At 41.9% G+C, this 23,354-nt stretch carries 18 protein-coding genes; 12 read left to right on the top strand and 6 right to left on the bottom strand.

Going from position 1 to position 23,354, the window contains the following annotated elements:
• Positions 1-25: 25 nt before the first annotated feature.
• Together rfbA and C1A09_RS11040 are read right to left on the bottom strand one after the other, a co-directional pair.
• Entirely contained in the window at positions 26-898 is an 873-nt protein-coding gene (gene rfbA, locus C1A09_RS11045) for a glucose-1-phosphate thymidylyltransferase RfbA (protein ID WP_101544053.1), read from the bottom strand.
• Positions 899-1,072: 174 nt separating this feature from the next.
• Positions 1,073-1,564 carry a metallophosphoesterase family protein gene (locus tag C1A09_RS11040; protein ID WP_101544050.1) on the bottom strand — a complete coding sequence of 164 codons (492 nt, stop codon included), beginning with the start codon at positions 1,562-1,564 and terminating at the stop codon, positions 1,073-1,075.
• Between the two features lie 121 nt (positions 1,565-1,685).
• Between C1A09_RS11040 and C1A09_RS11035 the strand changes: the two genes are divergently transcribed.
• Together C1A09_RS11035 and C1A09_RS11030 are read left to right on the top strand one after the other, a co-directional pair.
• The gene (locus tag C1A09_RS11035; RefSeq protein WP_101544047.1) at positions 1,686-3,746 is read left to right on the top strand and encodes an RNA degradosome polyphosphate kinase; all 2,061 of its coding nucleotides are present in this window, start codon (positions 1,686-1,688) and stop codon (positions 3,744-3,746) included.
• A gap of 76 nt (positions 3,747-3,822) precedes the next feature.
• The gene (locus C1A09_RS11030; RefSeq protein WP_101544045.1) at positions 3,823-6,066 is read left to right on the top strand and encodes an inorganic phosphate transporter; all 2,244 of its coding nucleotides are present in this window, start codon (positions 3,823-3,825) and stop codon (positions 6,064-6,066) included.
• Here the strand turns inward: C1A09_RS11030 and C1A09_RS11025 are convergent.
• Entirely contained in the window at positions 6,023-7,483 is a 1,461-nt protein-coding gene (locus C1A09_RS11025) for a CCA tRNA nucleotidyltransferase (RefSeq protein ID WP_101544042.1), read from the bottom strand. The two genes, C1A09_RS11030 and C1A09_RS11025, sit on opposite strands and share 44 nt — an antisense overlap.
• Positions 7,484-7,564: 81 nt before the next feature.
• Here C1A09_RS11025 and C1A09_RS11020 point away from each other — a divergent pair, with 81 nt between their 5' ends.
• Entirely contained in the window at positions 7,565-8,395 is an 831-nt protein-coding gene (locus C1A09_RS11020) for an outer membrane protein assembly factor BamD (protein ID WP_101544039.1), read from the top strand.
• Positions 8,396-8,526: 131 nt separating this feature from the next.
• Here the strand turns inward: C1A09_RS11020 and C1A09_RS11015 are convergent, their stop codons facing one another.
• Positions 8,527-10,161, bottom strand: coding sequence for a M64 family metallopeptidase (locus C1A09_RS11015; protein ID WP_101544257.1), 1,635 nt, complete (start codon positions 10,159-10,161; stop codon positions 8,527-8,529).
• 198 nt (positions 10,162-10,359) lie between these two features.
• The gene (locus C1A09_RS11010; RefSeq protein WP_101544037.1) at positions 10,360-10,761 is read right to left on the bottom strand and encodes a response regulator; all 402 of its coding nucleotides are present in this window, start codon (positions 10,759-10,761) and stop codon (positions 10,360-10,362) included.
• A gap of 89 nt (positions 10,762-10,850) precedes the next feature.
• Here C1A09_RS11010 and C1A09_RS11005 point away from each other — a divergent pair, with 89 nt between their 5' ends.
• The 6 genes from C1A09_RS11005 (at position 10,851) to C1A09_RS10980 (ending at position 20,193) form a co-directional block, all read left to right on the top strand.
• On the top strand, positions 10,851-12,485 hold the full coding sequence (locus C1A09_RS11005; RefSeq protein WP_101544034.1) for an ABC-F family ATP-binding cassette domain-containing protein: 1,635 nt from the start codon (positions 10,851-10,853) through the stop codon (positions 12,483-12,485).
• Between the two features lie 77 nt (positions 12,486-12,562).
• Entirely contained in the window at positions 12,563-13,942 is a 1,380-nt protein-coding gene (locus tag C1A09_RS11000) for an FAD-dependent oxidoreductase (protein ID WP_101544032.1), read from the top strand.
• A gap of 62 nt (positions 13,943-14,004) precedes the next feature.
• Positions 14,005-14,412 carry a DUF6769 family protein gene (locus C1A09_RS10995; protein ID WP_101544030.1) on the top strand — a complete coding sequence of 136 codons (408 nt, stop codon included), beginning with the start codon at positions 14,005-14,007 and terminating at the stop codon, positions 14,410-14,412.
• Positions 14,413-14,534: 122 nt separating this feature from the next.
• Entirely contained in the window at positions 14,535-15,752 is a 1,218-nt protein-coding gene (locus C1A09_RS10990; RefSeq protein WP_101544028.1) for an efflux RND transporter periplasmic adaptor subunit, read from the top strand.
• Between the two features lie 110 nt (positions 15,753-15,862).
• Entirely contained in the window at positions 15,863-18,982 is a 3,120-nt protein-coding gene (locus C1A09_RS10985) for an efflux RND transporter permease subunit (RefSeq protein WP_101544025.1), read from the top strand.
• Between the two features lie 11 nt (positions 18,983-18,993).
• Positions 18,994-20,193 (top strand): TolC family protein, encoded by a 1,200-nt coding sequence (locus C1A09_RS10980; protein WP_101544254.1) that lies wholly within the window; start codon positions 18,994-18,996, stop codon positions 20,191-20,193.
• 12 nt (positions 20,194-20,205) lie between these two features.
• Here C1A09_RS10980 and C1A09_RS10975 read toward each other — a convergent pair whose 3' ends face one another.
• A complete protein-coding gene (locus C1A09_RS10975) occupies positions 20,206-21,663 on the bottom strand; it encodes a methyltransferase RsmF C-terminal domain-like protein (RefSeq protein WP_101544023.1) in 1,458 nt (485 codons plus the stop codon).
• Positions 21,664-21,777: 114 nt separating this feature from the next.
• On the opposite strand from C1A09_RS10975, the gene C1A09_RS10970 reads away from it, so the two are divergent.
• From C1A09_RS10970 to C1A09_RS10960, 3 genes are read left to right on the top strand one after another with little or no spacing between them, the layout of a single operon-like run.
• Entirely contained in the window at positions 21,778-22,422 is a 645-nt protein-coding gene (locus tag C1A09_RS10970) for a DUF6249 domain-containing protein (protein WP_180949212.1), read from the top strand.
• Positions 22,419-22,964 (top strand): RNA polymerase sigma factor, encoded by a 546-nt coding sequence (locus tag C1A09_RS10965; RefSeq protein WP_101544019.1) that lies wholly within the window; start codon positions 22,419-22,421, stop codon positions 22,962-22,964. Before C1A09_RS10970 ends, C1A09_RS10965 begins: the two co-directional genes overlap by 4 nt.
• A complete protein-coding gene (locus C1A09_RS10960) occupies positions 22,951-23,277 on the top strand; it encodes a DUF5056 domain-containing protein (protein WP_101544016.1) in 327 nt (108 codons plus the stop codon). Before C1A09_RS10965 ends, C1A09_RS10960 begins: the two co-directional genes overlap by 14 nt.
• Positions 23,278-23,354 lie beyond the last annotated feature (77 nt).

Below are 23,354 nucleotides of genomic sequence, written 5' to 3'. Positions count from 1 at the left end.
TTATCCACCATCAATCATCAAGCAATTAACGGTGAGAATCGGCGAGTTCCATCAGGTATTTGCCATATTCGGTTTTACCCAGTTGCTCACCGAGGTGATAAAGCTGGTCGGCATCTATCCAACCCTTGCGCCATGCAATCTCTTCTATACAGCTGACACGGAAACCTTGACGGTTCTGTATGGTAGCCACAAAGTTACTTGCTTCAAGCAGACTGTCACAGTTACCCGTATCAAGCCATGCAAAACCACGTCCAAAAAGTTCTACTTTCAATGTACCTTCATTTAGATAAAGGCGGTTGAGATCGGTAATTTCATATTCACCACGTGCCGAAGGTTTTAGAGCAGCGGCTTTAGCTGTTACTGTAGAGTCGTAGAAATAAAGACCGGGAACGGCATAATTACTTTTGGGTTGAACCGGTTTCTCTTCAAGAGAAATAGCTTTACCATCGGCATCAAATTCCACCACACCGTATGCACGAGGATCCTTTACGTAATATCCAAAGATGCAGGCACCTTTTTCAATGGATGCGGCACGCTTCAGCATGGCCGAAAAGCCTTGACCATAGAACATATTGTCACCCAGGATAAGGCATCCCGGCTCACCATTCAAAAACTCTGCACCCAAGACGAAAGCCTGTGCCAGCCCGTTAGGCTTCTCCTGTATTTTGTAAGAAAAAGCCATTCCGAGTTCTTCACCTGTACCCAGTAATTCGCGGAACATAGGCAAATCGCGCGGAGTGGAGATTATCAACACCTCACGTATTCCGGCCAACATCAATGTGGAAAGAGGATAATAGATCATCGGTTTGTCGTAGACAGGCATTATCTGCTTGGATATAGCCTTCGACAATGGATAGAGACGAGTGGCACTGCCACCGGCAAGAATAATTCCTTTCATATTTCAGTTCTTTTTGGTGTTACATCAAATGGAGAATAAAATAAGAAGGAGGACAACGCCCCACGGCTCTCGTTGCTATTCAGGGTACAAAGTTCGATAAAAATCGCAAAATTACAAAATATACAATGATAATTTATTCTTTCAGGAATAGTAAACTCCTAAAAAGCAAAAGCCTTATCCGGCAAGCTCTATCACTTCCAAGTCCTTAAACACTCCATTATCCACCACAAAGCGAACCATGGTACGCACTTTATGAAAGCCAGAAATACCGGCTGCTCCGGGATTGATATGTAACAGATTGAGAGTCTTGTCATATTTCACTTTCAGGATATGAGAGTGTCCACTGACAAACAGTTTGGGTGGATGTACCAGAATACTGCCTTGTATAGAAGGGTCGTATTTACCGGGATATCCACCGATATGCTTCATCAATACTTCCGCTCCGTCTACCGTAAAACGTAATACCTGCGGATAGAGCCGACGGATATCCTGCCCGTCTATATTGCCATAAACTGCACGAAAGGGACGGAATTCCGCCAATTTCCGGGCAACTTCCAGCGAACCTATATCACCGGCGTGCCATATCTCATCACACGTTTCAAAGTATTGAAGATATTTCTCATCCCAATAGGCATGCGTATCCGATAGTAAACCAACTTTTGTCATCTTTCTGTTGTTTATTAACACAAAGGTAATTATATTTGGAAAAAATACAGGAAAAGCAATGGGAATTTAGACGTGTAACACTGGCAAATTATCATTTTTCTTTTCTTTAAACTGATATTTTATGGAACACAGATATTTCAAACGTGACATCAGCTGGTTATCATTCAACTACCGGGTGTTGCTGGAAGCTGAAGACGACACATTACCGCTATATGAACGCATCAACTTTATTTCCATATACTCATCTAATCTGGAAGAGTTCTATAAGATACGTGTTGCAGACCATAAAGCGATAGCAACCGGTGCTGCGCATAGTGATGAAGAAAGTGTACAGTCTGCCATTGAACTGGTGGGAGAAATCAATGAAGAAGTAAACCGCCAGTTAGAAGAACGTATCCGCATCTATGAAGAAAAGATACTGCCTGCGCTACGGGAACACCATATTATATTTTATCAAGGTCGTAATGTAGAACCGTTTCACAAAGATTTTCTACATCGTTTCTTTAGAGAAGAGATTTTCCCCTACCTGTCTCCCGTTCCCGTCAGTAAAGACAAAATAATCTCATTCCTCAGAGATAACCGGCTTTATCTTGCCGTACGCTTATATTTAAAAGGTGTACCACTGAATTCCCCTAACCGCACGCAATATTTCGTAATGAAACTCCCCTACAGCAAGGTACCCCGTTTCATAGAACTACCCAAAGTGGGAAAGAATTATTATCTTATGTTCATAGAAGATATAATCAAAGCAAACATCGGTACTATCTTTCCTGGTTATGAAGTGGACAGCAGTTATTGTATCAAGATTTCGCGTGATGCAGATATCCTGATTGACGACACTGCCAATACTTCTGAAATCATAGAGCAGGTAAAGACCAAAGTAAAGAAACGCAAGATTGGTGCAGTCTGCCGTTTTGTGTACGACCGTGCCATGCCGGATGATTTTCTCGATTTCTTGGTAGATGCTTTTCGCATCAACCGCCAAGAGCTGGTACCCGGTGACAAACATCTGAATATGGAGGATCTACGACATCTCCCCAACCCCAATCAAACCGTACGTCCTATACGAAAGCCTCAACCCATGAGATTAACTTGTCTGGATGAACGGGAATCTATATTCCGGTATGTGGAAAAAAAAGATTTATTACTGCATTATCCATACCATTCTTTCGAACATTTTATACATTTTTTATATGAAGCCGTTCACGAACCTACCGTACGTGAAATCATGGTAACTCAATATCGTGTTGCAGAAAACTCTGCAGTTATCAACACATTGATAGCTGCTGCCCAAAATGGTAAGAAAGTTACCGTTTTCGTTGAACTGAAAGCCCGCTTCGATGAAGAGAATAATCTGGCAACCGCTGAAATGATGAAAGCGGCAGGTATCAATATCATCTTCAGCATACCGGGATTAAAAGTACATGCCAAGGTGGCTCTCATACTCCGCCGTGATAAACAGGGGCACAAACTACCCAGCTACGCATATATCAGCACGGGTAATTTTAATGAAAAGACTGCAACATTATATGCAGACAGTGGATTGTTCACCTGTAATCCGATACTTGTCAACGATCTGCATAACCTGTTCCGTACTTTGCAAGGCAAGGAAAATCCTGTGTTCCACCGCCTACTGGTGGCTCGCTTCAACTTGATACCGGAGTTGAACCGTCTCATCGAACACGAAATAAACTTGGCTAAGAGTGGAAAACAAGGACGAATTATCCTAAAAATGAATGCTTTGCAAGACCCCACCATGATAGACAGGCTTTATGAGGCATCGCAAGCCGGAGTAAAGATTGACCTCATTGTGCGAGGAATCTGCTGCTTGATACCGGAACAAAAATATAGCCGTAATATCCGCGTCACTCGTATTGTAGACACTTTTCTGGAACATGCCCGAATATGGTATTTCGGAAATGGCGGTAAACCCAAACTTTTTCTCGGTTCACCGGACTGGATGCGTCGCAATCTTTACCGCCGTATCGAGGCCGTAACCCCGATACTGGATCCAGACTTGAAACGCGAACTGGCAGATATGCTCGCCATCCAACTGGCAGACAAACGTAAAGCATGTTTTGTAGATGCCAATCTACAAAACCGCTGGAAATCAACACGCCCACAAAAGGAAAAGATACGTGCGCAGTATACTTTCTATGAGTACTTAAAAGATAGATTGTAACACTTCTGTAACATATATGACATTTCTCTGCAACACGAAAACTGTTCCTTTGCAGCCAGAAATAAAATACATATTTATGGAAACTATCTACCTTTGTATTGTCATCTTCCTGTTCATCCTTGCCGTGTTTGATCTCGTAGTGGGTGTCAGTAATGATGCAGTCAATTTTCTCCAATCGGCTGTAGGAGCAAAAGCAGCATCTTTCAAGACCATATTGTTCATAGCAGGTATCGGTGTTTTTATCGGAGCTTCCCTCTCTAATGGCATGATGGATATAGCCCGGCATGGTATCTATCAACCTGAACATTTCTATTTTGCCGAAATCATGTGTATCTTGCTTGCCGTGATGTTGACGGATGTAGTGCTACTGGATGTATTCAATACGATGGGTATGCCTACCTCTACTACCGTTTCTATGGTATTCGAACTTCTGGGAGGAACATTTGCATTGGCGCTTATAAAAGTATACGACAGTGATACACTGGGACTTGGAGACCTTATCAACACAGACAAGGCATTGTCTGTAATCATGGCAATTTTTGTATCTGTAGCAATCGCCTTCTTCTTCGGTATGGTGGTACAATGGCTGGCGCGCGTGGTGTTCACTTTTAACTATAAAAAGAAGATGAAATATAGTATTGCCATTTTCGGAGGTATCGCCGCTACATCTATCATTTATTTTATGTTGATAAAGGGGCTGAAAGACAGTTCGTTCATGACTCCTGAAAATAAACAGTGGATACAAGATAATACATTTTTACTTATCGGCTGTTTCTTCGTATTCTTCACCCTACTGATGCAAATACTACACTGGCTAAAAATCAATGTATTCAAAGTAGTGGTACTGATGGGTACATTTGCTCTTGCTCTGGCTTTTGCAGGTAACGACTTGGTTAATTTCATCGGTGTACCTCTCGCCGGATATTCCTCTTTCGTAGATTATACCGCGAACGGAACAAGTGTTGGTGACGATGGATTTCTTATGACCTCCTTGCTTGGCCCTGCCAAAACACCTTGGTATTTCCTTATCGGTGCCGGTGCCATTATGGTATATTCACTTTGTACTTCCAAGAAAGCTCACAATGTTATCAAAACATCCGTTGACCTTTCTCGTCAGGACGAAGGTGAAGAAAACTTCGGTAGTACTCCTATAGCACGTACCTTAGTACGTTTCAGTATGACTTTTGCCAACGGGCTCTCCAAAATAATGCCCGAACGTAGTAAACGCTGGATTGAAACCCGTTTCCAAAAAGATGAAGCCATCATTGCCGACGGAGCCGCTTTCGACTTAGTCCGTGCATCTGTCAATCTGGTGCTCGCCGGTCTACTCATTGCATTGGGCACTTCCCTGAAACTCCCTCTCTCTACCACCTACGTTACCTTCATGGTAGCCATGGGTACCTCTCTTGCCGACCGTGCTTGGGGACGCGATTCTGCTGTGTTCCGCATCACCGGCGTATTAAGTGTTATAGGCGGATGGTTTATTACTGCCGGCGCTGCATTCACCATCTGTTTCTTCGTAGCAATGATTATATATTTCGGCGGTTCCATCGCTATTGTAGGTCTTATCGGCCTGGCAGTATTCATGCTGATCCGCAGTCAAGTGATGTACAAGAAACGTAAAGCGAGAGAAAAAGGGAACGAGACCATTAAACAGTTGATGCAAAGCACGAATAATACTGAAATCCTTGAACTCCTGCGCAAACACACCCGTGAGGAGTTGGGTAAAATACTTGAATTTACAGAAGATAACTTTGAACGTACCGTTACTGCCTTCTTGCACGAAAATTTACGTGGACTACGCCGCACGATGGGTTCAATCAAATTTGAAAAACAGCTGATCAAACAGATGAAGCGTACCGGTACACTTGCCATGTGTCGTCTAGACAACAATACAGTTCTGGAAAAAGGCCTTTATTTCTATCAGGGCAATGACTTTGCCAGTGAATTGGTATATAGCGTAGGACGTCTGTGCGAACCATGTCTGGAGCATATAGATAATAACTTCAAACCATTGGATATTATTCAGAAAGGTGAATTTGCCGACGTCACGGAAGATATTATTTATCTGCTACAAGTCTGCCGCCATAAGCTGGGAAACAATGACTACGAGCATCTTGAAGAAGATATCCGCAAAGCCAATGACCTGAACGGACAACTTGCCCATCTGAAACGTGAAGAACTACAACGCATTCAGACCCAATCGGGCAGCATCAAAGTAAGTATGGTTTATCTGACAATGATACAAGAAGCCCAGAATGTAGTGACTTACACAATTAATCTGATGAAAGTGAGCAGGAAGTTCCAGGCCGAAGACTAATTCCCATTTTCTCTGCCCGTTGCACCATAAATGCACGGGCAGCTTCGTATTCATTCGGGATGACTCCATCCAAAATAGCATCTTTTATGGCACTTTTCAGTGCACCCACTTGCTGACAAGGAGGCAGATTGAAAGTCTTCATGATCTCCTCTCCACTGACAGGGGGTTGAAAATTACGAATACGATCACGTTCTTCCAGATCTTTCAGTTTTTGGCGAACCAACTGGAAATTATTCAGAAAACGTTGTTTGCGTTCCATATTCTTGGAAGTGATATCCGCCTCACACAAAGTCATAAGGTCGTCAATATTGTCTCCAGCCTCAAAAAGCAAGCGGCGAACGGCAGAATCAGTAACCACATCATCCGCTATGACAATGGGGCGCATATGAAGACTTACCAGCTTTTGCACATATTTCATCTTTTCATTCATCGGTAACTTCATTCTCCGGAAGATTTCCGGTATCATTTTTTCACCGATGAAGTTGTGGTTATGGAATGTCCAACCTGCACGAGGTTCCCAACGTTTAGTTACAGGTTTTGCAATATCGTGCAATAATGCCGCCCAGCGTAACCAAAGATTATCAGTCTTCTTACTAATGTTATCCAACACTTCCAACGTATGGTAAAAATTATCCTTATGTGCTCGTCCATTGCGGGTCTCTACCCCTTGTAGAGCTACCAATTCGGGAAAAATAAGTTCCAGCAGTCCGGAACGATCAAGATCAATAAATCCCTTGGAAGGTATGGGAGAGAGTAATATTTTATTCAACTCATCTGAAATGCGTTCTTTGGATATAATGGAAATACGCTCTTTATTGCGACACAAAGAATCGAATGTAGTATCGTCAATATAAAAACCGAGCTGAGTGGCAAAACGGATACAACGCATCATCCGTAATGGATCGTCACTAAACGTGATATCCGGATCGAGCGGCGTACGGATAGTCTTTTCTTTCAAATCCTCCATTCCACCAAACGGATCTACCAGCTCACCGTAACGGGCTTGATTGAGACAGACAGCCAAAGCGTTGATAGTAAAATCTCGACGATTTTGGTCATCTTCCAGCGTACCGTCTTCCACAATCGGTTTCCGCGAATCGTGTGTGTACGATTCTTTACGGGCACCTACAAACTCCACTTCCGTACCATGGTATTTCAGTTGTGCCGTACCGAAATTCTTGAAAACCGAGAGATGAGCACCACGCCCCAAGCACTTGCCTAAAGCTTCCGCCATCGCGATACCACTGCCCACCACAACCACATCTATATCTTTGGAAGGACGTTGCAGGAAAATGTCGCGTACATAACCACCAACCACATAGCATTCCAACCCCAAATTATCCGCAGTTTCGGATATCCGCCTGAATATGTCATCATTAAAACGTTGCTTCAATTCTTCTGCCGTCAGTTCAATCATAATAAATTCTTTTATAAAGCGGGTACAAAGATACGGATATTATTTCTAATTTTGCTCCCACTAACACCAAGAACAAAAATTATGAAAAAAGCAGTTATCCTTGCGTGCCTCTGCTGCACGCTTTCTTCTTGTAGTAATGTAGAGAAAAAAGCAAGTGAGAAGCTACAGATTGCCCGGGCAGCTTACGAACGTGGCGATTATAGTGAAGCAAAGATACAAATTGACAGTATAAAAATCCTTTATCCCAAAGCTTTCAAAACCCGCCATGAAGGGATAGGCCTTATGCAACAGGTAGAACTGAAAGAACAAGAGAATAGTTTGGTTTATCTTGACAGCATGCTCCGTGAAAAACAAAAGGAACTGGATGACATCAAAGATAACTTTATTTTCGAAAAAGATGTCGAATATCAGAAAGTAGGTAATTACCTACATCCTTCCCAAGTGATAGAGAAGAACCTACATCGTTCTTTCCTTCGTTTCCTAGTAGATGAAAATGGTAGGATGAGTATGACTTCTATTTATTGTGGTCCCCATAACATCCATCATGTGGCAGTAAAAGTAACTACCCCCGATGGCAGTTTTGCCGAAACACCTGCCTCTAAAGACAGTTATGAAACCACAGATCTCGGAGAAAAGATTGAAAAAGCCGATTACAAATTAGGCGAAGATGGCAATGTCATCGGGTTTATCTGTCTGAATAAAGATAAAAATATCCGAGTCAACTATTTGGGCGAACGTTCCTATGCCACTACCCTTACCCCTAACGACCGCAAAGCCGCTGCCGATGTTTACGAATTGGCAAAGATACTTTCTTCTATCACAGAAATAAAGAAGAATATAGACGAAGCTAACCTGAAGATTGAATTCGTAAAACGGAAAATGCAGGAAAGAGAGAATAAGAAAGAAAAATAGAAATATAAAACTACGGCTATATAACCCAAACGTCTTGCCACCATATTGGCACAACTTTGCCACCATATTGGCAAAGTTGTGCCAATATGGTGGCAAGATTGTGCCAATGCAGTGGCAATGCAAGTTTTCTTTTACTCAGAAAGTGCCCTACCAACAAAATACGGATGTGCAAACGGTTTATCCGGAATCAAAGTAGAGACGGAACGTGTCTGCGTCCTATGCTGCAAATCGTAAATAACGAATTCCTCATAAGTCGCTTCCTTTCCCATACCGACTTTCATGACTCTATCATATATAGATTTACGGGAGGGTGCATTAAAACCTTGGATATTGCTACGCATCATGCTTTCTTCGGTTGAACGATAAACACCTTTTATAAAGGTACATGCTCCCTCGAAGATACCCAAATTATCTGACACATAGCGTTCATCCGCCAGGAATTTACTCCAAAGTACCTCAGTACGATTCTCTGTAAAATCTACATTCTGTGCCCATCCTAAAACTTGTAATCGCTGGATATCCTTTACTTTATTTTCTGAAATCGCACCTTGTTCTTTATAGCCATATTCATCTTCCAGTTTAGCGAATCCATGCCCTACAGCTTCATGCACAAGTACTTGTCTGAACTTCTCACTCTCCAGATTTTCTATAACCGGGCAATAGGCTATCGCAAACTCAACCACTTTATTGGTGTTATCCACATATCCGAAATAAGTAGTACCAGCATAAACCAGAGTATTAAGAATGACAACGACCAAGGTTTCCTGTAAATCCACTCCTTCTACACATCGTGCATATTTCATTATTTTATGTTCATCACCATCATAAATTTCGGTAGTACCCCCACCTCTCAATTTACAACCAAAAGCGGTTTCATATCCGTTTCCAAAGTTATTATTCTTTGAAACTGCCGTTACGGTATATACATTGAAATAATCCCGGAGTGACCTGATCGGTTCTTCCGTAAAAATATTTTCAAGCGTCTTTTCCATAACCTTGCTATAGGTACCATCAGCAATCTCCTTATCAATAAAACCGTCCCCCATAAGGACAATAGGAATACCATTCCCTTTAGTAGCCGTCTGCAAAACACGGACTGTTTTATCAGCAGAATAATCGACAGATTGTTCCGAGGACACTCCCTTTTGGTTTATAGTGGCAATAGCTAATATTTTTTTACCCGCATCTGTCTCCTTTACAAAATAAATATAAGCAGTACGGGAAGCAACTTCCATATTCGGTAGAACTTTCAATCTTATCATCAATAAGGAAGCAGTACGGGTTTCTCCCCTTTGCACCAACCAATCGTCCCTCTTATTAGTATAAACCGCAAATTCATCTGCAGCTACATTCGTTGAAAAGCGAATGTCCAAAGCACCTCCCTCTGCCTCCAGATTATAAGTGCTTTGCTCAAGCGTTACGGCATTACTTTGTTGTAAAGTTATATTTTGGGTCAAACTTCCTGAAGTGAGAGTGATGGTTGCCGTACGAGGTTCAGTAGTAATGTTTTCGGTCTTGGCGGTGACTACTAAATCAAAAGTTCCACCTTCCCCCGCAGAAGGAGATATCGTAAACCAGTCTTCGGCAGAGTTTGCCTGCCACTCACGTGAACTCGTAAAATGAATGGTAGCTTGCGATTTTGCCTCATAAGCTATTGTTATATCTTTGGTAGTTTGTATTAAGAAGTTGGGTTCTATCTGATTATCGGAGCAAGACGCCATGAAAAACAAGCCTAAGAAAAACAAAAGGAAGGTGTTTGTCTTCATATCGAACAAAATATTATATTAGAAGGTATTACATTAAATAGTACAAAGATAAAACTAATAAAGCTCTATCCCCAAAATATATTCGATAAACTGATATAAGGACGGGCGAAGATAGCTTATCAATGCTTATATATAAACCAACGGGGCAGTTCTTCATATTGAGAGCCACCCCGTTGGCCTATTTCTACACGAAGTGAATTACCACTTTATTTCCGGCAAATATTTACTGAGACAATTACGTAAAGCACTTAGAGTGATAGGTTTCACCAGCACCTCCGAAGCACCGCATTGTATCGCATTTTCACGATCGGAAGCAAATGCGTATGCAGTCTGCATTATAATAGGAAGCTCCTTATCTTCTTCACGTATTATTAAAGTAGCGTCCAGACCATTCATTATAGGCATCTTTATATCCATAAGAATAGCAGCCGCTTTCTCACGATTTTCTCGAAACAGTTTTACCATATCTTCGCCATTCATAGCCCACAATATATCGCACCTCTTACCGATAATAGCTTTTATTAATTTAAAATTACTATCATCATCTTCCGCAACCAAAATGAGCGGACGGTAATCTTCTGATTGTTTTTCGATTTCCATGAGACTTATTTGTTATTGTTTGTACGAGACAAAGATATAAAAAATAATATTATTATATTATCTTTGCATCTTATTTTAAAATATATATAATGATTTCAGTAGACGGACTCGCCGTTGAATTTGGCGGCACCACCTTATTTAGTGATATATCCTTTGTTATCAACGAAAAAGACCGCATCGCCCTGATGGGGAAAAATGGTGCAGGAAAAAGTACTTTATTGAAAATTCTTGCAGGTGTAAGGCAACCCACCCGTGGTAAAATATCGGTTCCCAAAGAAAGTGTCATTGCTTACCTGCCACAACATCTAATGACAGAAGACGGACGAACTGTTTTTCAGGAAACTGCACAGGCCTTTGCCCACCTGCACGAAATGGAAGCAGAAATAAACCGCCTTAACAAAGAACTGGAAACTCGTACGGATTATGAGAGTGACAGTTACATGGAACTAATTGAAAATGTTTCGGCACTCAGTGAAAAATTCTATGCCATTGACTCCACCAACTATGAGGAAGATGTTGAAAAAGCATTACTCGGACTCGGGTTTAACCGTGAGGACTTTAATCGCCAGACCAGTGATTTCAGCGGTGGATGGCGCATGCGTATCGAGCTTGCCAAGTTGCTGCTACAGAAACCGGATGTCCTGTTGCTGGATGAACCGACCAACCATCTTGACATCGAATCTATCCAATGGCTGGAGGATTTCCTTATCAATAACGGAAAAGCAGTTATTGTCATCAGCCATGACCGCAAATTCGTAGACAATATTACAACCCGTACCATTGAAGTAACCATGGGACGGATTTATGACTACAAGGTAAACTACTCCAAATATCTGGAACTGCGTAAAGAACGGCGTGAACAACAAAAAAAAGCTTACGACGAACAACAAAAGTTCATTGCTGACACCAAAGAGTTCATTGAACGTTTCAAAGGTACTTACTCCAAAACCTTGCAGGTGCAAAGCCGCGTAAAAATGCTGGAGAAACTGGAACTGCTGGAGGTGGATGAGGAAGATACTTCGGCTTTACGTCTGAAATTTCCACCGTCACCACGTTCAGGCAACTATCCCGTTATCATGGATGGCGTCGGAAAAATGTATGGCGATCATGTTGTGTTCAAGAACGCTTCCCTAACCATAGAAAGGGGCGATAAAGTGGCTTTTGTAGGGAAAAACGGTGAGGGTAAATCGACTTTGGTAAAATGTATCATGAAAGAAATAGAACATGACGGGACGCTTACCATCGGGCATAACGTACAGATAGGTTATTTCGCCCAAAACCAGGCTTCACTATTGGACGAGAACCTTACTGTATTCCAAACGATTGATGACGTTGCCAAAGGAGAAATACGAAACAAGATACGCGATTTACTGGGCGCTTTCATGTTTGGCGGTCCCGAAGAATCCATGAAGAAAGTGAAAGTACTTTCGGGTGGAGAACGCACACGACTCGCCATGATAAAGTTGTTGTTGGAACCGGTAAACCTGCTGATTTTGGATGAACCCACCAATCACCTTGACATGAAGACCAAAGATATCCTGAAACAAGCGTTACTGGATTTTGACGGAACATTGATCGTAGTGAGCCATGACCGTGACTTTTTGGACGGATTGGTAACAAAGGTTTATGAATTCGGTAATAAACGAGTAACCGAACATCTGTGTGGAATCTATGAATTTCTCGAAAAGAAGAAAATGGATTCACTTAGAGAGTTAGAACGGTAAACGTTCATTAACTCTCCCTACGCAACAAATGTTTCATTCTCATTGTTTCATTTTCTAATCTTTTAATTATAAAGGAAATGAAACAATACGATGCAATTATCATAGGATTTGGCAAAGGCGGTAAACTGCTAGCTGCCGAACTCGCCGGACGCAATTGGAAAGTGGCCATCATTGAACGTTCTCCGAAAATGTACGGAGGAACCTGTGTAAATGTGGGGTGTATTCCTACCAAAACCCTGATACACGAAGCCAGGCATACCGAACGACTGTATCAGAACGACTTTGAAAATCAGTCCAAGCAATATAAACTTGCCGTAAGGCGAAAAGACAAACTCGTCTCTTATCTGCGTGAGATGAACTTCGTCAGTGTAAAGACCAATTCCAACATCACACTATACAATGGTACAGCTACTTTTGTATCGGACAATGTCGTGAAAATCGTTTCACCGCAAGAAAAAGAAATTCTGCTTAAAGGCAAGGAGATCTTTATCAATACAGGCTCTATTCCCATCCTGCCCGATGTCGGAGGAATCAACGAAAGCAAGCATATCTATACTAGCGAGACTTTACTACAGGAAAGTAAACTTCCGGCACGTCTTCTCATTCTGGGTGCAGGCGCCATCGGATTGGAGTTCGCTACGATATATGCAAGCTTCGGCAGTAAGGTGATATTATTGGAAGCCGGCAACCGCTTCATACCCAACACCGACCGGGACATTGCCGAATCCATGTTAGACTCCCTGAAACGAAAACATATTGAAGTACGCCTGAATGTACATTCCCAATCTGTTTTCGACACAGCAGACGGAATAACGTTGACCTATACAAACGGTTCTGATGGCACTCCCTACTTTGTGGAAGGGGACGCTTTGCTCCTTGCAACCGGACGAAGACCGAGGACAGACGAATTGGATCTTCACGCCGCCGGTATTCAGACCGACGCACGAGGAGCTATCATCGTGAATGAACAACTTCATACCACCTCTCCACATATATGGGCATTGGGTGACGTCAGGGGAGGAGCACTGTTCGACTATCTGTCTATTGATGATTATCGCATCATCAGTAACCAACTGTTCGGTGACAAAAAGCGACGTACTGATGACCGTTCACCGGTTCCTTTCGCCATTTTCACAGATCCTCCATTGGCACATGTAGGAATTACAGAAGAAGAGGCGGTTAAACACGGATATTCTATCCAAGTCTCTAGGTTACCAGCAGCGCTTATTCCACGTACACGCACGTTGCAAAGCATAGACGGTATGATGAAAGCCGTCATTGACACGCATACCGGGTGTATTTTAGGATGTACATTGTTGTGTGTGGATGCTCCGGAAGTCATCAATATGGTAACGATGGCTATGAAAACAGGGCAGTCTTACAGTTTTCTGCGTGACTTTATCTTTACGCATCCCAGTGTGAGCGAAGGATTAAACAGCTTATTCAAGGCTTTTTAGCATATTGCATTTGGTAATTAGCTTTATAACCTCTATCTTTGTCTCCCATCAAAGATAGAAGGATGAAAAAGAAACGGTACATTACTTATTTCCTGCTTTTCATCAGCATGATTATGCTGGCAGTACCGGTTATTCCTCATCATCACCACGACAACGGTATGATTTGTATGAAAAACGACATTCCTAGTGAGGGGTGTTGTCATCATCAGGGCTCTTGCAGTGAGCATTGTTGCTGTGATACAGGTTGTATGACGACTCATTTTTTCCAGCAAACTCCCAATTCGGACAATAGTGTTGCGCATCCCGACTTCGTATGGGTCACTACTTTATTTTTCGAACCTATCCTCAAACTACTTTCCTTACCTGAAGAAGCCGGGACAGGGTATAAATTTGTCTACATAGAGTCTCTTCACGGCACGTTTATTACACGTGCTTCGGGGCTTCGTGCACCTCCGTGTGTTCTTGCTTAACCACTGCCAGTGTATTGCCGAAAATCATTTTCTCAATCGGCATATAAAAACTATGCAACCGAGTTGTATACGTCATTCTCTAATTTTGCATTCAAATTGAAGTAAGAACAAAAACTATCAACATGAAAAGATATATCTTTTGGGGAGTCATAGGGTTATTCCTATTAGGCTCTTGTAACAATAAATCCGCAGACGGACATCAGCATACAACTGAAGAACACGATCATGCAGGACATGACCATGAAAGCGAAGGACATGACCACGAAAATGAAGGACATGAAAATCATGACCATAACAATGAAGCCATAGCCGGACATAGTGACGAAATAATTCTTCCACCCGCCAAAGCGCAAGCTGCCGGAGTGGAAACCAGCATTATTGAACCAGGCACTTTCCATCAAGTCATCAAGACCAGTGGACAGGTGTTGGTTGCACAAGGTGATGAAAGTGTTGCCGTAGCTACCGTAGCAGGTATCGTTTCTTTCAGTGGAAAAGTTATTGAAGGTATAAGTATAAATAAAGGTACGCCACTGATAATTCTATCTTCCAAGAATATGGCAGATGGTGATCCGGTACAAAAGGCACGTATCGCCTACGAAGTAGCTAAGAAGGAATACGAACGTATGAAAACACTTGTTCCTAATAAAATTGTATCGGAGAAAGATTTTGCCCAAGCCGAACAGGCTTACGAAAATGCCCGTATCAGCTATGAAGCTGTTGCTAAAAATCACTCCGCCAACGGACAGGTTATTCCCTCTCCTATCAGTGGTTATATAAAAAGCCTGTTGGTGAAAGAAGGAGATTATGTCACCGTAGGACAGCCGCTGGTCAGCATCACCCAAAATCGCAAATTGTTCCTCCGTGCCGATGTATCGGAAAAGTATTATCCTTCTTTACGTACAATCAGCTCCGCCAATTTCTGCACACCTTATAATAATAAAGTATATACTTTGAAAGGGCTGAACGGGCGACTGCTCTCATATGGAAAGACAACGGGTGATAATGGTTACTACATTCCCGTTACTTTTGAGTTCGACAACAAAGGAGACATTATTCCGGGCTCGTTTGTAGAAATATTTCTACTTTCTTCTCCAATGGAAAATGTAATTGCACTTCCCCATACAGCCCTAACTGAAGAACAAGGCAGTTTCTTCGTTTATCTACAATTGGATGAAGAGGGGTATAAAAAACAACTCGTCACTCTGGGTGCCGACAATGGAGAAAGCGTACAAATTCTTTCCGGTATAAAAGCCGGTGACAAAGTGGTTATTAAAGGAGCCTATCAAGTAAAACTGGCCGGAGCTACAAATGCAATACCGGCTCATAGTCATGAACACTAATTAATTAATGTGCTAATGTACCTATACTAATTTGTCTGTGGCAGATCAATAAACAATCAGTATAACCAATTAGTATATCTATACATTAGCATATCAGCACATTAATCATTATGTTAAACAAAATTATACATTTTTCCCTCCACAACCGCATTTTGGTGTTGGTAGCATCTGTGCTGTTGTTGATTGGTGGTACTTACACTGCCATACATACGGAAGTAGATGTGTTCCCCGATCTGAATGCTCCAACGGTAGTTATCATGACCGAGGCCAATGGTATGGCAGCCGAAGAGGTGGAACAACTGGTTACTTTCCCCGTAGAAACCGCTGTAAATGGCGCAACAGGTGTACGTCGTGTACGCTCCTCTTCAACAAACGGTTTTTCCGTAGTTTGGGTAGAATTTGATTGGGATACGGATATCTATCTGGCGCGCCAAATTGTCAGCGAAAAATTAGCAATTGTCAATGAAGCATTGCCTGCCAATGTGGGTAACCCTACGCTCGGGCCACAATCATCCATTCTAGGTGAAATGTTGATCATCGGGCTGACGGCAGATTCTACCTCTATGCTCGATTTACGTACTATTGCCGACTGGACAATTCGTCCGAGATTACTTTCTACTGGAGGAGTAGCACAAGTTTCTGTACTGGGTGGAGACATCAAAGAGTATCAGATACAACTTGACCCAGAACGAATGCGTCATTACGGTGTCAGCTTAACAGAAGTAATGAACGCCACCCGTGAAATGAATTTGAATGCTAATGGTGGGGTACTTTATGAATATGGGAACGAATATATTGTGCGTGGGGTACTCTCTACCGACCGTGTAGACCAACTTGCAAAAGCCGTTATAAAAGTGCAAGATAATACAACTTCCCAACTTCCAACGTACAATTCTCCTGTCCTGTTAGAAGATATTGCAGACGTACATATCGGTGCCAAGTTACCTAAACTTGGCACTGCCTCGGAACGCGGCAAGCCTGCTGTATTGATGACGGTGACCAAACAGCCAGCAACGAGTACATTGGAGTTGACTAACAAATTGGAGGCTTCATTGAAGGATTTGCAGAAAAACCTTCCGGCAGATGTAAAAGTATCTACCGATATCTTTCGCCAAAGTCGTTTTATAGAAAGTTCCATTGGTAATGTACAGAAATCCCTCTTTGAAGGTGGTATTTTTGTCGTTATCGTTCTGTTCCTGTTTCTCGCCAATGTACGGACAACTATTATATCACTAGTGACATTGCCCCTATCCTTGATAGCATCAATTCTAGCTCTTCACTATATGGGATTCACTATCAACACGATGAGTCTTGGAGGTATGGCAATCGCCATCGGTTCACTGGTAGACGACGCTATTGTGGATGTGGAAAACGTTTATAAACGATTACGAGAAAACCGATTGAAATCTGTCGAAGAACGATTGACTATACTCGATGTGGTATTTAACGCTTCCAAAGAAGTACGTATGCCTATTCTAAACTCTACACTGATTATCGTAGTAAGTTTTGTACCCCTGTTCTTCCTGAGTGGTATGGAAGGCCGAATGTTAGTACCGCTGGGAATTGCTTTCATCGTGGCATTGGCAGCTTCCACTATTGTGGCATTGACAGTTACGCCAGTACTTTGTTCCTATTTACTAGGCAAAGAAAAAATCAAAGAGAAGAAGAATTCCACAGGTGACTCCGCCGTAGCACATAAAATGAAAGAATGGTACTCTATTGCACTGACTTTCGTACTGGAACATAAAAAAAGTGTATTGGGAAGTACAATCGGCCTATTTATCGTGGCATTGATTTGTTTCTTTACATTAGGTCGTTCCTTCTTACCTCCTTTCAATGAGGGATCGTTCACCATCAACATTTCCTCTCTACCAGGCATCTCGTTAGAAGAAAGTGACAAGATGGGACATCGTGCCGAAGAATTGTTACTCTCTATCCCCGAGATACAAACTGTGGCCCGCAAAACGGGACGTGCCGAACTGGACGAACATGCCCTGGGCGTAAATGTCTCTGAAATTGAAGCGCCATTTGAGTTGAAAGACCGATCACGTAGTGAGCTCATTGCTGATGTACGTACCAAATTGGGGACTATTGTAGGCGCCAATGTGGAAATAGGGCAACCTATCAGCCATCGTATTGATGCCATGTTATCCGGGACAAAAGCTAATATTGCCATCAAACTGTTTGGAGACGATCTTAATCGGATGTTCTCTATAGGTAATCAGATAAAGGATGCCATTCAAGGTATTCCCGGTATTGCCGACTTAAATGTAGAACAACAAATCGAAAGACCGCAGCTCATCATTTCGCCCAAACGGGAAATACTTGCCAAATACGGTATTTCATTACCGGAGTTTTCAGAATTTGTCAATGTTTGTCTGGCAGGAGAGGCCATATCGCAGGTTTATGAAAAAGGAAAAAGCTTCGACCTTACCATACGTGTCAAGGATGATCTTCGCGATAAAATGGAGAAAATACGCAACATGATGATTGACACCAACGACGGACAAAAGGTTCCATTAAACTACGTAGCCGAAATTCGTTCGGCTATGGGTCCCAATACTATCAGCCGGGAAAATGTAAAACGTAAGATCGTTATCTCTGCCAATGTTGCCGACCGTGACTTGCGCAGTGTAGTAAATGACATACAAGACCAAATAGACCGGGAAATCAAACTGCCGGAAGGCTATCACATCGAATATGGTGGTCAGTTTGAAAGCGAACAGGCAGCAAGTCGTACGTTAGCATTGACTTCATTCATGTCTATCGTAGTTATCTTCCTGCTGCTCTACCATGAGTTCCGCAGTATGAAAGAGAGTGCAATCATTCTCATCAATCTACCTTTGGCACTGATTGGTGGTGTATTTGCCTTGCTCATTACAACAGGTGAAGTCAGTATTCCTGCCATCATTGGTTTTATCTCTCTGTTTGGTATCGCTACCCGAAACGGAATGTTGCTCATCAGCCATTATAACCATTTGCAGCAGGAAGAAGGCTATAATGTTTATGACAGTGTTATCCAGGGTTCACTGGATCGTCTGAACCCGATTTTAATGACGGCTCTTTCCAGTGCTCTTGCATTAATTCCGCTAGCTTTGAGTGGCGATCTGCCCGGTAATGAAATACAAAGTCCTATGGCAAAGGTTATTTTGGGTGGACTCTTAACATCCACGTTCTTGAACGGTTTCATTATTCCGATTGTCTATTTGATGATACATAAAAAGAAATGATAATTAAAACAATGAATAAACGAATACTTATATTTAGTGCCACTATTTTCACTTGTGCATGGATAAACGCACAAGAAAGTAGTATTAACGATGTGCTTCATCAGATTGAAGCAAACAACAAAGAGTTACAAGCCAATGCACAATTGATTTCTTCTCAGAAACTGGAGAATAAAACAGAGAATAACCTGCCCGACCCCACCCTCTCGTATGCCCATCTTTGGGATTCTAAGAACAGTGGTGAAACAGTAGGTGAATTGGTTGTTTCGCAGAGTTTCGACTTTCCTACGCTGTATGTAACACGTGGCAAGATGAACCGTCTCAAGACTGGATCTCTCGATGCACAATCAACCGCTTTCCGTCAACAGATACTGTTGCAAGCCAAAGAGATATGTCTTGATATCATTATGCTACAACGTCAACAGGCATTACTTGACAAGCGACTGAAAAATGCAGAGGACTTGTCCGCCATGTACGCCAAACGCCTGTCTACCGGAGATGCCAATACTCTTGAAAACAATAAAATCAATCTGGAACTACTGAATGTACGCACAGAATCGAGAATGAACCTCACAGCTTTGAATAATAAGTTGAAGGAGTTGACAGCCTTAAACGGAAACCAACCGCTCGGTGCCAATGTCGATGCTTTAAGGTTGACAGAATATCCGGTTGCCCCTCTCCCCAAAAACTTCAAGCAAGTATGCGATGAGTTATTGGCTGCAGACGCTTCACTGCAATCTCTTAACGGAGAAAGTGCTGTTGCCCGCAAACAGATTTCTGCCAGTAAACAAGGTTGGCTACCAAAACTGGAACTCGGTTACCGCCGCAACACCGAATCTGGCCATCCATTGAACGGTTTAGTGGTCGGTTTCTCTTTCCCTATATTCGAAAATAGGAATAAGGTTAAAATAGCCAAAGCTCAGGCCATGAATATCGATTATCAGAAAGAGAGTGCTGCCGTACTTGCCAACTCGACATTGTGGCAACTATATGAAGAGGCACAAAGTCTACATGCTTCCATAGAAGAATACGAACGTACTTTCCAACAACAGCAAGATCTTTCATTACTGAAACAAGCCCTTATAGGAGGACAAATCAGCATGATAGAGTATTTCGTCGAAGTGTCTGTGGTTTATCAAAGTAAGACAAACCTCTTACAACTGGAAAACCAATATCAAAAGGCGATGGCACGAATGTATAAGAGTAAGCTGTGAAATAGTGATTAATTAATCATTCATTATGATTTTCACCGTTTCCGGTAAATATCCACTACGAATTCTCCATTCTTGAGGATAAAGATTATTGGCACGATTACCAATATTCTTGACAAAACCGATGGGTATCTTCTTATAAGTAAGTAATACTATTCCACGTGAGGCTGTATCCGAAAGGACAACAGCCTCTTTACGTAAATAAGTAATAGCTTGTTCGTATGTAACTTCCTCACACGGAAAAGCATCCGGTCTCAAAGCCAGACTCACAGAAAGCGCATGATCCGGTATCCAATCTTTACCTTTGAGTTCTGCAAGCTTAACCCCTGCCTGTACAATACGTAGTGATGTTTGCAAGGTGGATAACTCCGTAAAATAGGTATTAGGAAAAGCACTAACAGAGTTTACATTCACCATAAATTCATAATTATCAGGCATAAATAACCATTTACGAAGTACCAAGAGTTGCTCCTTGGATATTCCTGGGGTTTTCACTCCTTTCCTCTGTGGTTTACGACCTTTTGAAGATACTAAAGTCTTTACGAATGCAGAATTTAAGTCTTCTATTGTAGAACTCGTATCCGATTTGCGAAGAACAGCCAGAAAGAAACCTTCGCCTTTCGTCATATACGGCAGAAAACGATAAACAGGAAAATTTTCATCCGGTAAAAGATTTCCCATGATGTTCCAATCTTCTGGGACAATAAGCGGAAGTATCTCTGCATCAAATTCATCACGTATCCAACGAATATTTTCTTCGTTTTCTTTCGTATTATATGTACAAGTACTATATATCAGAAGTCCTCCCGGTTTCAGACAAGGCCAAATATCTGAAATGATACGTCGCTGACGTTGCCAACAAACTTCTACATTCTCAGAGCTCCATTCACTCACGGCAACTGGATCTTTACGAAACATACCTTCACCAGAACAGGGTACATCCGTCAATATGACATCAAAAAAATCTTCCAATAATGAAAAATCAGCAGGATCATTATTAGTCACTATTACTCCGGGATACCCCCACTTCGCCAAGTTCTCTGCCAATATCTGCGAACGATTACGCATTACTTCGTTGGCTACGAGCAGACTCCCTTCAGGCAATATGCTACAAACATGCGTTGACTTACCCCCGGGAGCTGCACAAAGGTCAAGCATCACCACGGGATCTTCACCAACATATTGGTTCAAAGCCTGTTCCACAAACATAGACGAAGCCTCTTGTACATAATAGCACCCGGCATGAAACATAGGATCGAAGGTAAATGTCAATCGACCTTGAAGATAGAAACCGGACGTACACCAGGGAACACGGTTTAACTGATCATTAATAGCTTTTTCACTGTCAATTTTCAACTTATTCAACCGTATACTGACAGGCTGTTCCTGTCCCAAAACAGTTTCCAATTTGGCATAATCTTCATCGCCCAAAAGAGCACATGTATAGTCGGTAAAAGAAGTGGGTAGTTCCATTTTTTGCTATTTATTGGCACAAATATCAAAAAAATATCGTCACTTTGCAACTTTATTAAACCTTGAATACGTCTAACCCATACAGAAACAATAATAAAATAAACCTATATGATTATGAAACGTATCATTTTTGTATTAATGACTGCCATGTTACTCTGTACACTGGCACAAGGAAAAAACAGAATTATTACTGAAAACGATAGCCTGGGAAACAAAAAAAGAGTAATCGAACTATGTGATACCACTGTCAATGGAAAAGCAGTAACAGATACGCTCAGCGTAATGACTTATGAGAATAGTAGCAGTAGCAACAACGAATATGAGCACTATAGCCGTGCTTACCAATTCGGATGGGATTTGGGACAGGACACAAAAGAAGCCGTAATCGCCATTACAGCCATTGTCTTTATTTTTGGCTTTCCACTGATTATCGTATTTATCGTATTCTTCTTCCGTTATAAAAACCGTAAAGCCAAATATCGCCTAGCAGAACAGGCATTAGCCAACGGACAACAACTGCCAGAGAACTTCTTCAAGGGAGTAGAAACAACAGATATACGCAGTAAAGGTATCAATAATATTTTTGTAGGTATCGGCCTTTTCATCTTCCTTTGGGCCATCACTGGAGAATTTGGTATTGGCTGTATTGGTTTGCTCATTATGTTCACTGGATTTGGGCAAATAGTCATTTACTACACACAACAAAAAAGTCGAAAAGAAAAGGACTCTACACCTATAGAGAAAGATGAAAGGAGATGAGTCAACTCAATGACATATCGTTAGTCACACAGGTCGTGGTGTTCCATAACACCAGGGCCTTCGACCAGTTGGTCAGAAAATACCAATCGCCTGTACGACGTTTTTTCTTACATCTGACCTGTGGCGACAGCGAATTGAGCGATGACTTGGCACAAGATACATTTATCAAAGCCTACACCAATTTAGTCTCATTCAAAAACCTGTCTAGCTTTTCAACCTGGCTCTACCGTATTGCTTATAATGTATTTTATGATTATCTTCGCACTCAGAAGGAGACTGACGACCTGGATACTAACCGGGTAGACGCTCAATGCGGTACGCAGCAAAAGGACATAGGTCAGTATATGGATATTTATCGCGCACTGGCTATTCTAAAGGAAATGGAACGAACCTGTATCACCCTCTTTTACATGGAAGATCAAAGTATCGAGAAGATATCAGGTATCACCGGATGTCCGGTAGGAACGGTAAAAAGCCACCTCTCGCGGGCAAAAGAAAAAATGGCCAACTATTTAAAACAAAATGGTTATGATGGAAAATAATGATAAACTTATAGAACAATTCTTTGCCAAAAACCGACAAGAAATAGTAGATAATGGTTTTACCCGTAGTGTTATGCGTCGCTTGCCCGACCATACACACAGAATTTCACAAATATGGGTGACTTTTTGTTTCACACTAGCTTTGGTATTATTCCTCGTTTTAGACGGTATGCAACTGATATTAGACACTTTACGGGAAACATTCATTGCTGCAACAGAAAGTGGTGCCACACAACTTGATCCCAAATCTCTGTTGATTGCGGGAGCCGTACTACTTTATTTCATCTATCGCAAGATTTGTTCTCTTGCCTAACCTAACGCTCTTTATTTAAGAGATATTCAAATTTATATTCCAATAACTAATTAGCCTTTATCTCATTAAATGGAGGT

The organism is Bacteroides cutis, from assembly GCF_900241005.1.
Taxonomy (GTDB): domain Bacteria; phylum Bacteroidota; class Bacteroidia; order Bacteroidales; family Bacteroidaceae; genus Bacteroides; species Bacteroides cutis.
The sequence above is the reverse complement of the archived record's forward strand: the minus strand, read 5'-3'. Positions and strand labels throughout refer to the sequence as shown.